This window comes from Flavisolibacter ginsengiterrae DSM 18136, from assembly GCF_059568575.1.
This window is the reverse complement of sequence record NZ_JCANTR010000015.1, coordinates 1-16529: the sequence shown is the minus strand read 5'-3', so window position 1 is coordinate 16529 and position 16529 is coordinate 1. Positions and strand designations below refer to the sequence as shown.

Sequence of the window (16529 nt, the reverse complement as noted above, 5' to 3'; positions counted from 1 at the left end):
TGATTTGTTGAGTTGAATAATAAAGATGTCAGAAGTTTTTATTGGGCACTCACACGCCGGTTGTGTTACAGCACTTCCGGCATTTTTTTTATATTTATTTTGCTTTTACAATTACCTGTTTGCCTTTAATTTGAAATTGCACTTTACCTGTGGCTTCCAGGATTTTTAAAAGCTGTGATATGTTTTCAAAACGTGATGGACTTCCTGAAAAAGTTTCATCTGTTTTACTTTCATAAACTACATCCACATCATACCATCTTGCCGCCTGCCTCATGATGGTTTCAATATCTGAGCTGTTAAATGAAAACTTTCCGTTTTTCCATGCCACTACTTCATCAACATCAACATTGTTTTGTATACTTAAATCATTTCCTGTAGATGTGGTTACTGCCTGTTGCCCGGGATTGAGATAAATGAACTTCTCCCCTTTCTTTACCATCACCCTGCCTTCCAACAATGTAACTTTAAATGAAGGTTCATTGTTATAGCTATTAATATTGAAATGGGTACCTAACACCTTTATATCCATGTCATTTACCTGTACATGGAATGGCTTCCCGGCATTGTGCGCTACTTCAAAATAGCCTTCTCCTGTCAGCTCAACCTTTCGTTCATTTCCGGAAAAAACATTGGGAAAACGTAAAGAGCTTTCTGCATTCAGCCATACTTTGGAGCCATCGGCGAGAATCAACTGATATTGTCCTCCGCGGGGAACTTTAATGGTATTGTAAACTACCTCGGAGCCTTTTACCTGGTTGTACAACAATTGCCCACCCTGTTTGATGACCGTGGTACCTGCCTGGTCAGCTACCGCTCCATTAGCTAAAGTGTCAAGAATCAACTGGCGGCCATCTGCCAAAGTAAGAATGGCTTTGTCTGAACCCGGTTTTATATCGACAGCAGGACCGGGTTTGGATGCCACCACTGGTACTTCTTTTTTGGTATTCACCAGCCAGATGGTTCCACCTGCCAGGAGAATAAATATAGCGGCAGCCGCCACACGGAAGGCCCACCTTTTGTACAACGGAATGACCCTGGCTTTTGATTGTTCCAGTTTTTCATTGGCAGCCTGCAACTCATCCCAGGTGTTGCTCAACAGATTTTGAAACACAGCACCCTCACCTTCCTTTTCCACCAATGCAAAAAATTCTTCTACCTCTGCTTCGGTAGCCTGCGCTTCAGTATATTGACGGTATAAATATTCAAGTCTTTCGCTTGCCACAATCTATTGATTTACAGAACACTCAAGCTCATGCCGAGGGTGCTTCTATGCTTAGAACAATCAATGAAGAAGAAAGTACCAGTGGACTTGTAAAAATTTTTTTACCTCCGGGTTCCGGATAGCATAATGGCGATAACCAGGCATGAAACATCAGGATGACCTTCGACATAATCCCTGACAGATTTAATAGCTTCTGTCATGTGATTCCGTACCGTGTTTTTGGATAATCCCAGCCTTTCGGCTATCTCCTCATAGGTCATCTCTTTATGCCTGCTGAGGGTAAAAATGATCCTTTTCTGCGGCGACAGGTTCATAAGCGCCTCCTGGTAGATCTTACTGATCTTTGCTTCCATTAATTCTCCTGCCGAGACCTGCTGCAGTGCAGCCATGTTGCGGAAGATCTGCTCCCGGTAGGTTTTATCGCGGGCGGCCTTGCGGAAGGTGTTGGTAATATGATTTTGCGTCATGGCCTTGATATAGGCCAGCAATTTTGTGTCTTCTGTGAGGAGGCTTCTTTTCTCCCATAGCCGAACGAATATTTCCTGCACTACTTCTTCGGCATCGCTTTGGGATTTGGTAAGGAAATAAGCGAATGTATAGACCTGCTTCTGGTAAGCTTCATAGATCTGGCGGAAGGCGTCGGCATCGCCAAGGATCATCTGATGCATGAGGGTCGTTTCGTTTTGAAGCAGGGGCATTTGTGGAAAGATATTGGAATTAAAATTAGGGAAAGTTTGGTGAATGGGTTTGGTTGCGGCGCAGGCTTGCAACGAGGGAGGAACCACGGGGACACGGAGGCACTGAGAAGCACAGAGATAAATTGCCGCGAAGGCGCTAAGACGGGAAGGAACGCGAAGGTTGGTTCGCAAGCTCACCTGGGAAATTGAACCACGGAGACAATACGACACAGATAGGCACGGAGAGAGTTCATTGGTTGTAGTTCTTTAGGTTGGAGATGCATTTTGATGCAGACATTTCATAGTATGATAAGAATGGTTCGCTTCTATCGAAGGTTAGGGATGGGATGTTAGCCTTCGGCAAGTTTTTATTGTTCCTTTTGGCATTGCCCCAAAAGGAACCATCCCGCCATTGCGGGACCGCCGCTTTGCCGGGCTGGCGCACAATAGTCCTTACTACAGGAGGCAGCATTCATTAATTACAATCTTTCATTTACAGTGGCAATTTCCTATGGATGGTATTAGGCTTTACATTGAAGACGTGATATGCGGGAAGGCTGAAGGCGCTGAATTGCGGAGGGAGGGCTTCGGATTATTATGGGCAGAGGAATCGAATATCCGCAATGAGGCGCTGGAACAGTCTGTATTTTCGAAGTGTTTTTGCATTGTGGTTGGCCTGGGAGAAGTTAATGAATCTTCATGTGATACAAACTTAACTTTATGGAAACCCGCGAGTCAGCTTGCCATACTGGCAACCGAGACACGCTGGCGATGTAATGTCATTTCCATAACGGCAAATTGCCGCAGCGATCAGCACGCAAATAATGCCACACCAATAGGTTTTCTAGCTTCCGAAAAGCTCTTTTAATTTCTCATCAATTTTGGATTCGTCGCTGGAGTATACGAGGATCTTTCCTTCTTTGTCGAGTAATAGATAAAAAGGAATGTAATGAACCATGTACAAAGATCCTACACGTGCAGGCATATTCTTTACAGGGAACTCATCGCAAACCTGTGTCCAGGGCATTTTTTCCTGGTCCATTGCTTTGAACCAATCCTTCCATTTGGAATCGTCGGAAACGCTAACAATATCAAAACCTTTATCGTGGTACTTAGCATACACCTCTTTCCAATGCGGAATGGCCTTGCGGCAAGGATGACACCAACTGGCCCAAAAATCAATCATGATATATTTTCCTCTTGTGGAGGAGAGCGTGAATTTTGAGCTGTCTCTTTTGAGCAGGGTAAAATCAGGAGCTGTACTTCCGGGCATTACAGCTTTTCTTTTAGCCAGATTGTTTTCAAGGCTCTTATAATATATAGATTGCTTAGCCTCTCCCTTGAAACTTTCCAACATCGTTTGCATATCTGTTATGGGCAGATCGGTATACCAGGTGTAAAGGTCGCTGAGCATATAGGCCCCGGCTACAGAGGAAGGATTTTTATCAATGTACGTTTTTACCTGATTTGCTTTCCAGGCATTGAGCAGGTTTCTCACTGAATCCATTTGGTCCCTATACCGGTATTGCTGATCAATATCTTTTGTGGTTTGAATTTTTTTGCCAAGGTCAGCAAATACAGGTTCATACTTTTTTTGACCAGGATCCTTTTGATATTTCGTCCAGGCATCAAAATTCGGCGAGCCCGTTTCCGTGAAGTTTTTGATCATTGCGCCTTTGGTGCTACCGTACATTGTATAGTCATAATAGCTAGATCCGGTAGTGTCGGCCGTAATGGTCAAAGGTTTATTTTCCAAAAATACCTGGAATGACCAGTTGCCCGGCTCAATAATGACAGAAACCATTTGCGGTGTTTCGGTTTTGCCTTTTAATTCAAAAGCGCCGTCTTTAAAATTTACACTATCTATAGTCTTCGAGGTACGATCATCCTGATTATTGGTTACCAGTTTTATCATTCCCTCTGGTACTCCTTTAATGGTGCCCTTAATAATATAACCATCATTATCGCTTTGGGACTGGCTGTTATTGCAACTGAATAGGAGCAATAATGAACCAAGCAGGACCAGGTTATTTTTATTCATTGTATTTATTTTATTGAGTTAGTTTTTTGTTATGGTTTTTTGATTTCGTCTTCTTCGAATAGAAAACATATAAAATCAAAAACCTCAAACAGAAATGTTTTGATTTTATTGAACACGAATGTGTTTGATACTATACCGGTAGTTAAATACTTCATTTAAGCATGGCTTCTAAATAGGTTTAAAAAAATATTGATCTAGTCACCAAAGACCTCTGTAAATTTTTTGTCCATTGCTTCATCATTTTCACCACCGCCACCATAACGGCCGATGATGATACCTTTTGGATCTATCAGAATTTTGGTTGGCAGGGAATGAATGCCATAGTACTGGCTGATATCAGACTCGTTTTTTTCGCCTGCTAATCTTTTTTTCATATCCAGGCCTCTTAAGACGTGCTTCCAGACGCCGATGCCATCTTTTTCTACGGCCTTTCGCCATGCGTCCGGGTTATTATCATCATCGGAGATCCCTATAATTTCAAGTCCTTTGTCTTTGTATTTTGAATAGAGAGACAACAAGTGCGGATTGCCTTTGCGGCAAGGCACACACCATGATGCCCAAAAATCAAGCAACACATATTTTCCCTTGTAATCCTGCAGGCTTAAAGGTGAATCCCTGAGCTCCTTAGACGCAAATACCCATGCTGTAGCCCCGGGTGAGCCCATTTGTAAACCATCGAGTTCTTTTTTTATCTCTTTACCCAAACCACTGCTTTTAATTTCATCGAGGAGCTTTGAGTAGCGTTCTATACCCTCCTGCAAGGGCATGCTGCTGATCTTATAACGCAGCAAGGAAGCCGTTACATAGGAAGCAGGATGCCTGTCCATAAAATCCCGGTCGATCTTTGCCATCTGTTCGTAGTAGGGATCCATAGCATCTTTGGCTTTGTTGGCTGCCTCTTTTAAAGATTCCAGTGTGGCTTCATCTTTCTTTGCTTTGATAGCTTCCCTATATATGTTGCCCACCTTTTCATAAGCTGCTGACAGAGGTTTTAGTTGTACCATTACAGGCTCTTTAGCTTTGGATAGCGCATCAGCCTCCAGTTGTACCGGGGAGCCTTTCAAAACGGCACCTCCACGGAAATTGTTATTATCCAGCGAAAGCTTCATATCGCCGGGAACAAGGAACAACTCCAGGTAATTATCAAATGACCTTGTTTGCCTATCAGTGAACATAATCACACGTGTAGTGCCATTCAATTTGCCTTTAAAAGAGAAGTGTCCATTTTCAACCCGGGAACTATCGGTTATCCGGGTGTTAGTCTCATCATCGGCATAGCTCATATAAATATAGGGACCTGTTTGTCCCTTTATGTTTCCACTGAGGGTAAATGGCTTTGGCTGTGCTGTAATATGGCTGGTAATCATTACCAGGCCTGTTAAAACAATCAATCTGGTGAGCATGATATGAATTTTAATCATTGTTCTTTTTTGAGGGGAATAAGGCTTAATTATTTTCGAGGTATTTCTGCAGGTTTTTATCTAACTCCTCTCCTCTTAAATCTTTGGCAATGATCTTTCCTGAGGGATCGAGCAGGAGATTGAAAGGAATGGCTTTAATTCCATATAACGTGGCTGCCTCATTGTCCCAGAATTTCAAATCGGATACCTGGGTCCAAGTGAGACCATCTTTGTGAATGGCTGCCAACCATGCATCTTTTTTACCCGGCTGGTCCAGGGAAACACCCAGCACAGTAAAGCCTTTATCCTTGTACCTGTTGTATGTTTTTACCAGGTTTGGATTTTCGGCCCGACAGGGTCCACACCAGGAAGCCCAGAAATCAAGGAGGACATATTTACCACGGAGGTCAGATAATTTCACAACAGTTCCCAAGGTATCGGGCTGAGAAAAATCAGGTGCGATTTTGCCGATGGCTGTTATTTTGCGGGCTTCAATGCCATTTGCTAAAGATTTACCTGTTTTGGTTTCTTTGTATGTTGGTGAAAGCGAGGCATACAAAGCTTCCACTTCAGCCAGTTCCATTGTGCGGGCATTACCATCCAATAAATACATTGCTGAAAATGAGTTCGGATTTTTTTTCAGGAATTTTCTCAACCGCTCCAGCTCCTCTTGCTGATTGGCCTGACTTAGTTCAGTGTATTCCTGCATCAATTGTTTGTACCTGGCATCCGAGGTATCAGGATTGCGGTTATAAATCAATTTTTCGCCGTACTTACTGGTTAATTTATTCATTAACTCAGATTGTGCTTTATTACTCACCGAGGCAAAACTGTTAAAGAGGTTATTCTCCTTTGCTCCTTTAATTTTTGAATTGGAAAAGTTTTCGATATCTGCCGCTATTTTGACAGAGCCGGGTTCTGTAATCAAAATACCAAATGGAGAATAGCCCCCTTTGTTTTTGAGTTGGAAATCGCTGTAAAAAAGATAGCGTGTGGGCTCTTTAAATTGTACCGTGATAAGAAATTTACCATCCTTCAATACTGCTGAATCATGATCCCCGGTAGCACGGTTATACAGTACAATTTTATTACCGTCATATTTTTTATTGGCAGTACCTATAAATTTTACCTCCTGAGCAAATGAAGCCAGTACGGCAAATAGGATTGTTGCCAGAAGCAATATTCTTTTTTTAAACATCGTTTTTGATTTTTAGTTTTTAACCTCCGAATAATTCAGAGAATTTTTTATCCATGGCTTTATCATCTGCTTCACCCTCTTCATAGCGACCGATGATCATTCCATTGGGATCAACCAATATTTTTGTAGGAAGAGTAGAAATGCCGAAATGGTCACTGATATCATTTTCATTTTTCTCTCCTTTCAATCGTTTGTCCATGTCATAGCCTCTTAGCACATGTTTCCATACACCAATTTTATCCTGTTCCACCGCTTTGTTCCAGGCTTCATGGTTCCGGTCATCGTCTGAGACACCTATGATCTCAAACCCCTTGTCTTTGTACTTAGCATATAATGATAGTAAGTGTGGATTGCCTTTACGGCAGGGCACACACCAGGAGGCCCAGAAGTCGAGCAATACATATTTTCCTTTATAATCAGCAAGACTGAGCTTTGTGCCATTGATATCTGCAGTGACAAAATTTGTGGCCATAGTACCCGGCACACCGATTTTTCTTCTCTCCAATTCCTGTTTTATGGATTTACCAAAACTGCTGTTCTTCACCGGTTGCGGAAAACGGTTGTAATGCATGACCAGGTTTTCGGTTGATAAATCTGCCGCCAGGGAACGCAAAACAAGAGGTGCCACATATGAAGTGGGATGGCTGTTTAAAAATGCGCTGTAAATTTTGCTTTCCTCTGCGTGGTATGGTGTTAATACCCAGTTTTTCAACTCCTGGAATTGGGCATTACTTCGTTTGTTTACTGCAGAAAGGGTATCAAACACTACTTTCCATTGGTCTCTCAGCTTATTTAAGGGTTTTTGTAATGCTTCATATTCCATTTGAGTTTTAGAGCCGGTGATCCTGGCATGCTTAAAATCATTTACACTAACTGTAATTTTCATATCTGCCGGTTCCAAAAAAAATGAAGTAGTGTTTGGATCATCCATACTCCTGCTTGCCATTTTGCCATTGAAGTAAGCCATGGTTGGTTCACTGACAAAACCCCTGAACTGAAAATGTCCATTTGTTATTTCGTTACTGTCACGTATGTATTTACCATCTTTATCTGTGTATGATAAATACATCCATCCTTCTTTTTGGTTCAGCACTGTACCCTTCAGAACAAACTGTTCTTTTGATTTTTGCTGCGCAATGGTTGTGACAGATAAGAGCAGAACAGAAGATGCAAGAAAATAATTCATTACAATCCTATTGATCATATTAAACAGTATTGGATAACCTGATCAAACAGCTACATTCTACGATAAACGCAGGTATAGCTGTCCTGATCAGGAACATTGATTTACTACATAACATGTTATAACCAGCTATATTAACGAGCTGCTACCATCCGTACCCCGGGTTCTGTTCGCCAATAGCAGGATTTTTATCGTGTTCGGCTTTAGGAATCGGGAGGATGTATTGAAATTTGTTCTGAATGGTTGGTTTAATCTGCTTTACAGTATTAAAAGGCAACCGTAATAGTGCAAACCAGTCTGCGCCATCTTCTGCTACCAGATTACGAGAAATTTCTTTATATATTTCAACAAGCAATTCATCTGTAGATGATGCATTATCTATAGCGGAAAAATTGGTAACACCAGCATGTGCCATGATCTCTTTCACAATTGTTTTGGCATCTGCCAGACTACCACCTGAGCGAACGATAGCTTCTGCTTTCAGCAGGTAAACTTCTGAAAGTCTAAAAGCGTATTTTGATTCAGACTGCGGGCCCAAATATTTTGAAAACGCGTTGGTATAATTCATGAATGGATTATTATTATCAACCGTAATCATCCAGTCAAGGCGCGGATCATTTTGCAAATAACTCACCAATGAATCTGTGGCATAGAACTGATACCCACCCCTGTAATAATAAGCTTCCAGTTCTGAAGGCTGTCCAGGATATGGCTTAGTTCCCAAAATGATTTCTTTACTGGCAAGCCCTTTTGTTTTAAAGATGTCTTTTAGATTTGGTTCCAGACTATAGGAGCCACCGGTAATGATATTGTTGGCCAGGTTGATGACCTCAGCATAATCACCAGGACCGCCGCGGTTGATGAGTATTCTCATTTTTAATGCCATGGCGGCATATTTAGAGGCAAAATAGTTTGGATTACCGTCCTTAATATGAGCAATGGCATCGTCCACATCGGCTATAATAAAATCATAGCTTTCCTGCACGGTACTCCTGCTTTGTGCTATGTTGGAAACTGTTACAGGCTCTTTGCGCAGCATAACCCCATACTTACTGGTGACATCATAAAATTCTCCAAAATAGCTAAGCAATGTATAATGCGCATATGCACGGAGAAAATGAGCTTCAGCCAGAATTTCAGCTTTCCGGGTCTCATTAATTTTTGATGAACTTAATGGTTCGAGCTCACTGATTACACTGTTTGCAGCATTCAAGAGGTTGTAACTTGTTCTCCAAACATCTGCACTTTCATAACTCTCAGCTTTAAAATCGTTTTCACCTCCCAGATAGGGCCCCTGGTAGAAAACGATATTACCAGCCATAGAAGAAGAATAAATTTCATGGTCATAGGTCCAATTGGTGCCGGGCAGCCCTGTGGTATAATTATCTCTTACATTGGCAAAACGATAATAGGCTCCATTCAATGCCACTTCTGCACTCCTTTGATCTACAATGACGTTGCCTTCTACCTTGGCCTGATCCGGCAATGCATTCAATTCTTTTTTGCAGGACGGGAAGCTGCCAAGCGCAACCACCACTACCAGCATATTTATAATCAATTTTTTCATGTTAATTTTTTAAATGGTTTACAATCCAATGCGAATTCCCAATGTATAGGCACGAGAAGTGGGATAGCTACCTATATCACGGCCGCCACCAATGATGCTGTTGGGATCATCGCTTACTTCCGGATCAAGCCCGGGGTAACTGGTGATGGTAAAAAGATTGGTAGCCGATAAATAGAAGGAAGCATTTTTAAGTTTCAAACGATCGGACAGCTTTCCAGGCAAAGTATAAGAAAGGCTGAGCGATTTTAATTTGAGGTAAGAAGCGTCATATACATTATCGTTGCTCAATGGCCTAAACTGTGAACCATATAACAAGCGTGGACGCTTGCTATCAGTATTCTCTGGTGTATAGCGACCTAATATGGCTACTCCGCGATTAGCCAGGTTATCTACAGTGCCATTGGCAACATCTGCCTGGTAAATCAAATCATTGCCATAAGAAAATGTAAATAATGTTGTCAACTCAAGGTTACCCAAGCTGAAAATATTGGTAAGGCCTCCGTAGAAGTCGGGTGTAGCATTGCCAATAATACCATTTGAATAGTAAGCAATGCCAGGTCCAAAGGCATTGGAGTCAAGCTGAAACCTTTGGTCACCAATGTTCAGATAGGGAGCAAAAATGGAACCATAGGAGAAAGCCGCATTGTATTCGTCTATTTCTTTCTGAGTTTTAAAAATACCTTCAGAAACACGGCCATATAATAAACCTAAAGGTTCACCTTCTTTCACAATGCTGGTGCCAAGGTTCAATGCATCCCTATCGTTGGGATTTGAAAAAGGACCACCCTGGATATCCAATACTTTAGAAATATTCCTGGAAATATTTAAAGCTGCCGACCAGCCAAATCTTTTTCCTTTTAATACATCAGTGCGGATGTCAGCTTCCAGTCCGCGGTTGCGAATTTTGGCGATGTTCAGGATAACATTATCAAAGGAAGAACTGGGAGCAGTAGATACATTTAACAGGAGACCATCAGTGGTTTTTTCGTAATAACCAAAGGTGCCGCGAAGTTTACCATGAAACAGAGAATAATCTAAACCGAGATCTTTTTGCAGTGTCTGTTCCCATTTAATTTTATTGTTACCCAACTGGTATGGTATTATAGCATTTAAACCTGCATAACTTACCGGGGTAAATAATGTGCGGAACAAATGATCACCTATATTCTGGGTACCAGTAAGTCCTGCACTTACCCGGAGTTTTATTTCATCAATCCATTTAACGCTCTTCAGGAAATTTTCCTGGGAAATACGCCAGGCTACGGCGCCGGAAGGAAAATAACCTATTTGATTGGAAGATGGGAACTTGGAAGATTGATCTGAACGGCCGGTGAAAGTGAAAAGATATTTTTCTTTCAACGCATAATTGGCCCTGAGGTAAAAGGATAAAAGCGCATTTTGCACAGCAGGGTTACTACCTTTTACTGAAACAGGGATAGCCGCTGAATTCAGGTTATTTAAGAAATTATCATCCGGGTAGCCTGAACCACTGGCTGAGAAGAAACTGGAACGAAACTTTTCCCATGAAGTACCAGCCAGGAGGTTTAACCTGTTATCGGCATTAAATTCTTTATCCCAGGTAAGCGTATTTTCATAAAAAGTATTCAGTGATTGTGTATTTGCCTGTCCGCCGGTGCCACCATTGGAACTGACCGCTCCATAAAATGAATTGATTTTTACATAACTGGGGACATAGTTAATCTGATTATAGGTGCCATAATTCACTGATACTACTGACCTGAATTTCAGGTTGTTTAAAATAGCGTATTCTCCAGCTAATGATCCCAATAATGAAGCATTTTTTGCCTGGTTGATGCCTGAAGCCAGAGCCAAAGGATTTTGATATCCCTGGTAGGCTGAATTCAGCAAGCCAAAATTGGAGAATGTACCATCTGCATTGTAAGGGCTTTCTGTTGGTGGTGCAAATAAGGCATGGGAATAAATACCATTAGTAATATTGTTTTTGGTAAAACCGTAATCAAGATTTGTTATCACCTTAAACCGGCTGGTAATATCGTTATCCAAATTAATTTTACCTGAAATACGGTTAAAATCTGTACCAATCAAGGTCCCGGTTTGCCTGGTGTAAGCTATGGAAGTATAGTACCTGGATCCACTACCCCCACCTCTTACGGAAATGTCTGCATTTTGAGCTACACCATTACGCAAGACGAGACCTAACCAATCTGTATTGGCAGAACCAAAGAAGTCTGGATCGTTCACGATCTTTGTAGCAGTGGCATTGGGTGACCTGCCTATCCTGGCTCTTTCAACATTTAAATTGGTTGCTGCCTCTTTCATTATCATTTTGTACTGCTCTGCGTTCAGTACCTTTTCTTTCAATGGCCTGGTGACACCAGCATAATAATTTAATTCAAGTACAGGCTTGGTATTGATCTTACCTTTTTTGGTAGTAATAATAACTACGCCATTAGCTGCCTTAGAACCATAGATAGCTGTAGCAGAGGCGTCCTTCAGGATGTCTATCGTTTCAATATCATTAATATTGAGTCCAGCCAATCCATTAAGCCCACGGGCAAACGTGCCCGAAACGGTATTAAAATCCTCACCATAATAAGTTTCAATGGGGTTGGCAATTTCAGCTTCATTAGGAACGTATTTGTTTTGCACCGTTATAGGCACACCATCGATAATGTAAAGCGGATCATTACTTCCAAGGAGCGAAGCACCGCCGCGTATCCTGATACGGGTGGCCCCACCGGGAGAACCATCGCTTTGTATAACCTGGACACCGGAGGCTTTACCAGCAAGCGCCTGGTCGACACTGGTTAAAGGAAGATTTTTTATTTCATCCTGGTTGACTGAAGCTATAGAACCTGTGAGGTCCTTTCTGCGTACAGAGCCATAACCTATGACTACCATGCTATCCATCTGGGCCAACACCACTTCCATGGAAATGAATATGGGTGCCTGTCCTGAACGGATTTTATACTGACGTGTTTTATATCCTACGAAAGTAAATTCAAGCATATCGCCAACAGATGCTTTCAAAGAGAAGTCTCCACTGGCATTGGTGGCAGTGCCTTCGTTGGTATTTTTATTTTGAACAGATACATCTTTTAAGGGTTTGCCATTTTCATCAGTTACACGACCCTGTATGTCGGCAAATAAAACAGAAGTGGCTGCTATTGCCGCTATTTCATTTCTTTCCCTGACCACAATAATTTTATCAACTATCCTGTAATCAAGAGGCTGATTGGCAAATACCTGGTCTAAGGCCTTGGTAAGGGGTGCATTGTTTACATTGATGCTAACCCTTTGCGCTTTTTCCAGGAGATGTGTGTTGTAAAAAAACTGGTAGCCCGTTTGACTCCGGATTTCTTTAAACACTTTTTGCAGGGAACTGTTTTGCTCGGAAAGCGTCACTTGTTGTGCATGACTTCCGGCACTTACCTGCAGACAAGCAGCCAGTAAAATGACAGCTGTGAATTTCATAATCAGCAGAGTTTTTTGAGAGAACAAGCTTCTGGGGAAGGCATGTTTTGTTTGCCCATAAAATTGCATAGTTTTGTGTTGTTTGGGTTAATGTATAGCAGTCTCCAATTGTTAAACAGCAACTCATTTACAGACAGGAGCGTTGCAACCGCTCCTGTTCTATTGAGTGCAGTTCTTTTAAAATATTTTGTTTGTTTTATTTACTGAGGCAATACTGTAATGGTATTTCCTTCGACCTTAAAACGAATATTACTATATTCCAATACTTTTAAAACTTCTGAAAGATTCGTGTTCCTGCTTATGTTACCATTAAACCTATCTTGCGGAATGCTTCCCTGGTATACCACATTTACATTATACCAACGTTCAATCTGCCTCATTATGCTTTCAAGGGGTGCGCTGTTAAAAATGAATAAATCATTTTTCCAGGCTATTACTTCTTCTGTATCTACATCATAATCCACCCTGATGTTATCCTGTGCCGGCTGTACCAATGCCTGCTGACCCGGACTAAGGAATACGAGTTTCTCCTTTTTCTTAACCATTACTCTTCCCTCCAGGAGTGTTACTTTCAGGGAAGGTTCGTCTTCATAGCCATTGATATTAAAATGCGTTCCCAATACTTTTACTTCGGCCTGCCCTCTTTGAACGATAAAGGGTTGCTTTTCGTTATGTGCCACTTCAAAATAGCCCTCACCCGTTAACTCAACCTTTCGTTCATTTCCCGAAAAAACATTGGGAAAACGTAAAGAGCTTTCTGCATTCAGCCATACTTTGGAGCCATCGGCCAGGATCAACTGGTATTTTCCTTTCCTGGGTACAGTGATGGTGTTGTAAACTACTTCTGTTGCATTTACTTCCTTGTAGGACAGTAATCCTCCAATCTTGATGACCTTAGTGCCTGCCTGGTCTGCTACGGCTCCATTGGCTACATTGTCGAGAATCACCTGGCGCCCATCTGCCAAAGTAAGAATGGCCTTGTCAGAACCCGGCTTTATATCGACTGCAGGACTGGGTCTGGATGCTACCACAGGTGCTTCTTTTTTAGTATTCAGCAACCAGATGGCGCTTCCTGCCAGAATAATAAATATTGCCGCTGCAGCAACTGTGAGCCATACTCTCCTCCGGGAACGCATTGGAACTACTGGCGTTTCCTTTTCTTTTTCATCAACACTAAAGATGGCAGCTAGAATGGCATCTGCTGATCCCTGGTTCAGATCCTGCTCTTCTTTTGTCCTGCTAACTACCTGGTCCAACAGTAAATAGACCATTTCCTTATTCTGGGGGTCTTCCACAAGGGTCATCAACTCATCTACTTCCCCAGGTGTGGAAGTCCTGGAAATATAACGGTCAAATAAAAAAGCTAATCGTTCTAACATGTTCAATTTATTACGGCCCATCTTCACCTCACAGAAGTAAAGACGCACCAATGAGGCTGCCGGGGGGGGGTGGCAGTGAAAATATTTTTTTATTTACGGTTCATTAAAGGAAGAATGATGGAAAGTCCCTGGATAAAAAGGTCGAGATGGGAGACACAATAGGCTCGGATGCTTTTAAGGGCCTTTGCCATGTGTTCCTTCACCGTGTTGGGCTGAATACCCATCAGGTCGGCAACCTCCTGCCTTTTCAGTCCTTCTTCTCTCATGAGCAGGTAAACCTGCTTTTGCTGCGGTGACAGTCGATCAATGGCTTCCTGCAATACTTTTTTATTGGCTTTCTCCACCAGGGCATCATTTGTAATGCTTCCAAAAGAGGGTGCTTCCTTATGTAGCTGCTGGTAGGCCTTTCGCTGTGTGGCCAGGCGCCGCAATATATCATAAGCCACATTGCGGGCCATGACAAACAGGTGTGCTTCAAAGTTTTGAATGGCGGTCAATTCGCTGCGCTTCAACCAAATTTTCAGGAAAACATCCTGTACCATCTCTTCAGCAATATCAGGGGAATGGGTAATGGCAATTCCTATGGAATATATTTTTTTACGGTAGTGGTTGAAGACCTGGGTAAAGGCTGATTCACTACCCTGTGCTACCTGGTGTAACAGTTCTTTTTCGCTTATTAATGTTGGGCCAGGCATAGAGCTATTAATGGTGAAGATGGAATAAAAGTAGGGAAAAGAGAGAACTTGATGCGAGGAGGTGAGGTGGCACTGAGGTGCAGGGGGAAGGTTTTTTCTCAGGCCTTTTGCCACTAAGACGCAAAGACACAAAGAAACACGAAGGAGAATAAGAAAAATTTTCTTCCATGTTTTTATGTGTAAACTTTTTCTATGGGGTGAGAGGTTCTTAGCTTCACTGTGAATTTACCACATAGGACATATAGGGCATCACATAGGCACATAGAGAGTTTATAGTTTGTAGTTTGTGGTTTGTAGTTGTTTAGGTTGGAGCGGCTTTTTGATGGCAGGCATTATTTAGGGGAAAGGATGGTTCGCTTCGCTCACTATAAATTTTTCACCACGTAGGACACAAAGAGAGTTTGTGATTTGTAGTTGTTTAGGTTGGAGAGGCTTTTTGATGGCAGGCATTACTTAGGATGAAAGAGTTTTCACCACATAGGCACATAGAGTGGACATAGGCACATAGGCAGTTTATAGTTTGAGGTTTGTAGTTTGTAGTTCTTTAGGTTGGAGAGGCATTTTGATGGCAGGCATTCAATCATAGATTGAGGGCCATGTTTTCGTGTGGGCTCGTTTCTTTGCATAGATGTGGTTCAAGGGTTAGGAGTACCTGCCAGGCGGAGTCGGTATTTTGTTCTGCGAGGAGTTCGCGGATGTATGCGATCAATAGTTCGGTTTTGCGGGTGCCTTTGACGTAGGTTTCTATGGCATCAACTTTTTCATCGAAGAAGTCCCCTCTCCTTTCCGGGATTGCAGGGACACCTGCCAGGGCGGCCTGTTCATTTTGGTTGAAATGATGCCGGTTTTTTAGCCGTCCAAATAAGCTGTCCATACCCATTCCTGGTTCCTTTGCCGGCTTGGGTAGCTGAAATAAATTGCCTGCGTTTATTTCGGAATACCAGGATCCCCCCAACCTGGCAACCAGGTTCAATTTTAATGGATCTAATTTTCCATTTTCAAAAAAGATATCGGAGATATGCATGTACACGACTTCGCAAATGACCAGGTTGCCGGCGCCACCTTCATGGCCTAAGGGCTTGATCTCAATGACACGACATTCGAGTTTGGCTTTTGCTTCCAAAACCATGGGTGGCTTGACCACACGGGCTGATTGCTTGATGAAGCCGGCCTTTATAAATTCATCTACTCCCTGATCATAATCAGAAGAAGCTAATGAGGATTGACCAACGATGTCTTTTGTAACGATGTTGATGACTGCTTCGGGATGTGCGATTACATTATCCAGAGTGTTTTTTGTTGTGTTGTTTTTGATTCTTCGTAATGGGGAAAAGATTAGTATGGGAGGATTGGAAGAGAATATGTTGAAGAAGGAGAAAGGGCTCAGGTTGGAGTTGCCTTCGGCATCGATGGTTGAGACCAGGGCGATGGGTCTGGGGGCGATTAGATTGGTGAGGAGGGAATAGGATTCATGGGATGATAGTTTTGAGAGGTCGAATTCCATTTGGGCTTTTTTTTCATATAGACGGCTGGGGAGGAAGAAAATGCTATTGGTTTTTAATATTTATTCACTTCTTTGCCTTCGGCAATTATATATGTCCCTTTTTGCTCGTCCAAAAAGGAACCCTTTGTTTTAATTCTATCAGTTTTACTCAACATTATTACTACTATTATTTGGGGGTGCAGGGGGTGTTAAAAACAGCTCTCTGTG

Annotated in this window: 11 protein-coding genes; all 11 read right to left on the bottom strand. The window is 42.2% G+C overall.

What is annotated here, in order from left to right:
- Positions 1 to 94: 94 nt before the first annotated feature.
- Entirely contained in the window at positions 95 to 1222 is a 1128-nt protein-coding gene (locus BP74_RS15290; RefSeq protein WP_496375227.1) for a FecR family protein, read from the bottom strand.
- Positions 1223 to 1323: 101 nt separating this feature from the next.
- A complete protein-coding gene (locus tag BP74_RS15285; protein WP_496375226.1) occupies positions 1324 to 1890 on the bottom strand; it encodes an RNA polymerase sigma factor in 567 nt (188 codons plus the stop codon).
- An 853-nt stretch (positions 1891 to 2743) separates the two neighbouring features.
- A complete protein-coding gene (locus BP74_RS15280) occupies positions 2744 to 3940 on the bottom strand; it encodes a redoxin family protein (protein ID WP_496375225.1) in 1197 nt (398 codons plus the stop codon).
- Positions 3941 to 4134: 194 nt separating this feature from the next.
- Positions 4135 to 5343 carry a redoxin domain-containing protein gene (locus tag BP74_RS15275; RefSeq protein ID WP_496375224.1) on the bottom strand — a complete coding sequence of 403 codons (1209 nt, stop codon included), beginning with the start codon at positions 5341 to 5343 and terminating at the stop codon, positions 4135 to 4137.
- A 43-nt stretch (positions 5344 to 5386) separates the two neighbouring features.
- On the bottom strand, positions 5387 to 6538 hold the full coding sequence (locus BP74_RS15270; protein ID WP_496375223.1) for a redoxin domain-containing protein: 1152 nt from the start codon (positions 6536 to 6538) through the stop codon (positions 5387 to 5389).
- Positions 6539 to 6557: 19 nt separating this feature from the next.
- Positions 6558 to 7742 carry a thioredoxin-like domain-containing protein gene (locus tag BP74_RS15265; protein ID WP_496375222.1) on the bottom strand — a complete coding sequence of 395 codons (1185 nt, stop codon included), beginning with the start codon at positions 7740 to 7742 and terminating at the stop codon, positions 6558 to 6560.
- 124 nt (positions 7743 to 7866) lie between these two features.
- Positions 7867 to 9288: a RagB/SusD family nutrient uptake outer membrane protein gene (locus BP74_RS15260; RefSeq protein ID WP_496375221.1), complete on the bottom strand. Its 1422-nt coding sequence runs from the start codon at positions 9286 to 9288 to the stop codon at positions 7867 to 7869.
- An 18-nt stretch (positions 9289 to 9306) separates the two neighbouring features.
- A complete protein-coding gene (locus BP74_RS15255) occupies positions 9307 to 12744 on the bottom strand; it encodes a TonB-dependent receptor (RefSeq protein WP_496375220.1) in 3438 nt (1145 codons plus the stop codon).
- A gap of 200 nt (positions 12745 to 12944) precedes the next feature.
- On the bottom strand, positions 12945 to 14123 hold the full coding sequence (locus BP74_RS15250; RefSeq protein WP_496375219.1) for a FecR family protein: 1179 nt from the start codon (positions 14121 to 14123) through the stop codon (positions 12945 to 12947).
- Between the two features lie 89 nt (positions 14124 to 14212).
- Positions 14213 to 14818 (bottom strand): RNA polymerase sigma factor, encoded by a 606-nt coding sequence (locus BP74_RS15245; protein ID WP_496375218.1) that lies wholly within the window; start codon positions 14816 to 14818, stop codon positions 14213 to 14215.
- A gap of 580 nt (positions 14819 to 15398) precedes the next feature.
- Positions 15399 to 16322, bottom strand: a complete 924-nt coding sequence (locus tag BP74_RS15240) for a flavin reductase family protein (protein WP_496375217.1) — start codon at positions 16320 to 16322, stop codon at positions 15399 to 15401.
- Positions 16323 to 16529: the final 207 nt, after the last annotated feature.

Bases quoted from the DNA above. Each gene is read 5' to 3' on its own strand.
- BP74_RS15285 (WP_496375226.1), bottom strand. From the start codon at position 1,890: ATGCATCAGATGATCCTTGGCGATGCCGACGCCTTCCGCCAGATCTAT.
- BP74_RS15280 (WP_496375225.1), bottom strand. From the start codon at position 3,940: ATGAATAAAAATAACCTGGTCCTGCTTGGTTCATTATTGCTCCTATTC.
- BP74_RS15275 (WP_496375224.1), bottom strand. From the start codon at position 5,343: ATGCTCACCAGATTGATTGTTTTAACAGGCCTGGTAATGATTACCAGC.
- BP74_RS15270 (WP_496375223.1), bottom strand. From the start codon at position 6,538: ATGTTTAAAAAAAGAATATTGCTTCTGGCAACAATCCTATTTGCCGTA.
- BP74_RS15265 (WP_496375222.1), bottom strand. From the start codon at position 7,742: ATGATCAATAGGATTGTAATGAATTATTTTCTTGCATCTTCTGTTCTG.
- BP74_RS15260 (WP_496375221.1), bottom strand. From the start codon at position 9,288: ATGAAAAAATTGATTATAAATATGCTGGTAGTGGTGGTTGCGCTTGGC.
- BP74_RS15255 (WP_496375220.1), bottom strand. From the start codon at position 12,744: ATGAAATTCACAGCTGTCATTTTACTGGCTGCTTGTCTGCAGGTAAGT.
- BP74_RS15250 (WP_496375219.1), bottom strand. From the start codon at position 14,123: ATGTTAGAACGATTAGCTTTTTTATTTGACCGTTATATTTCCAGGACT.
- BP74_RS15245 (WP_496375218.1), bottom strand. From the start codon at position 14,818: ATGCCTGGCCCAACATTAATAAGCGAAAAAGAACTGTTACACCAGGTA.
- BP74_RS15240 (WP_496375217.1), bottom strand. From the start codon at position 16,322: ATGGAATTCGACCTCTCAAAACTATCATCCCATGAATCCTATTCCCTC.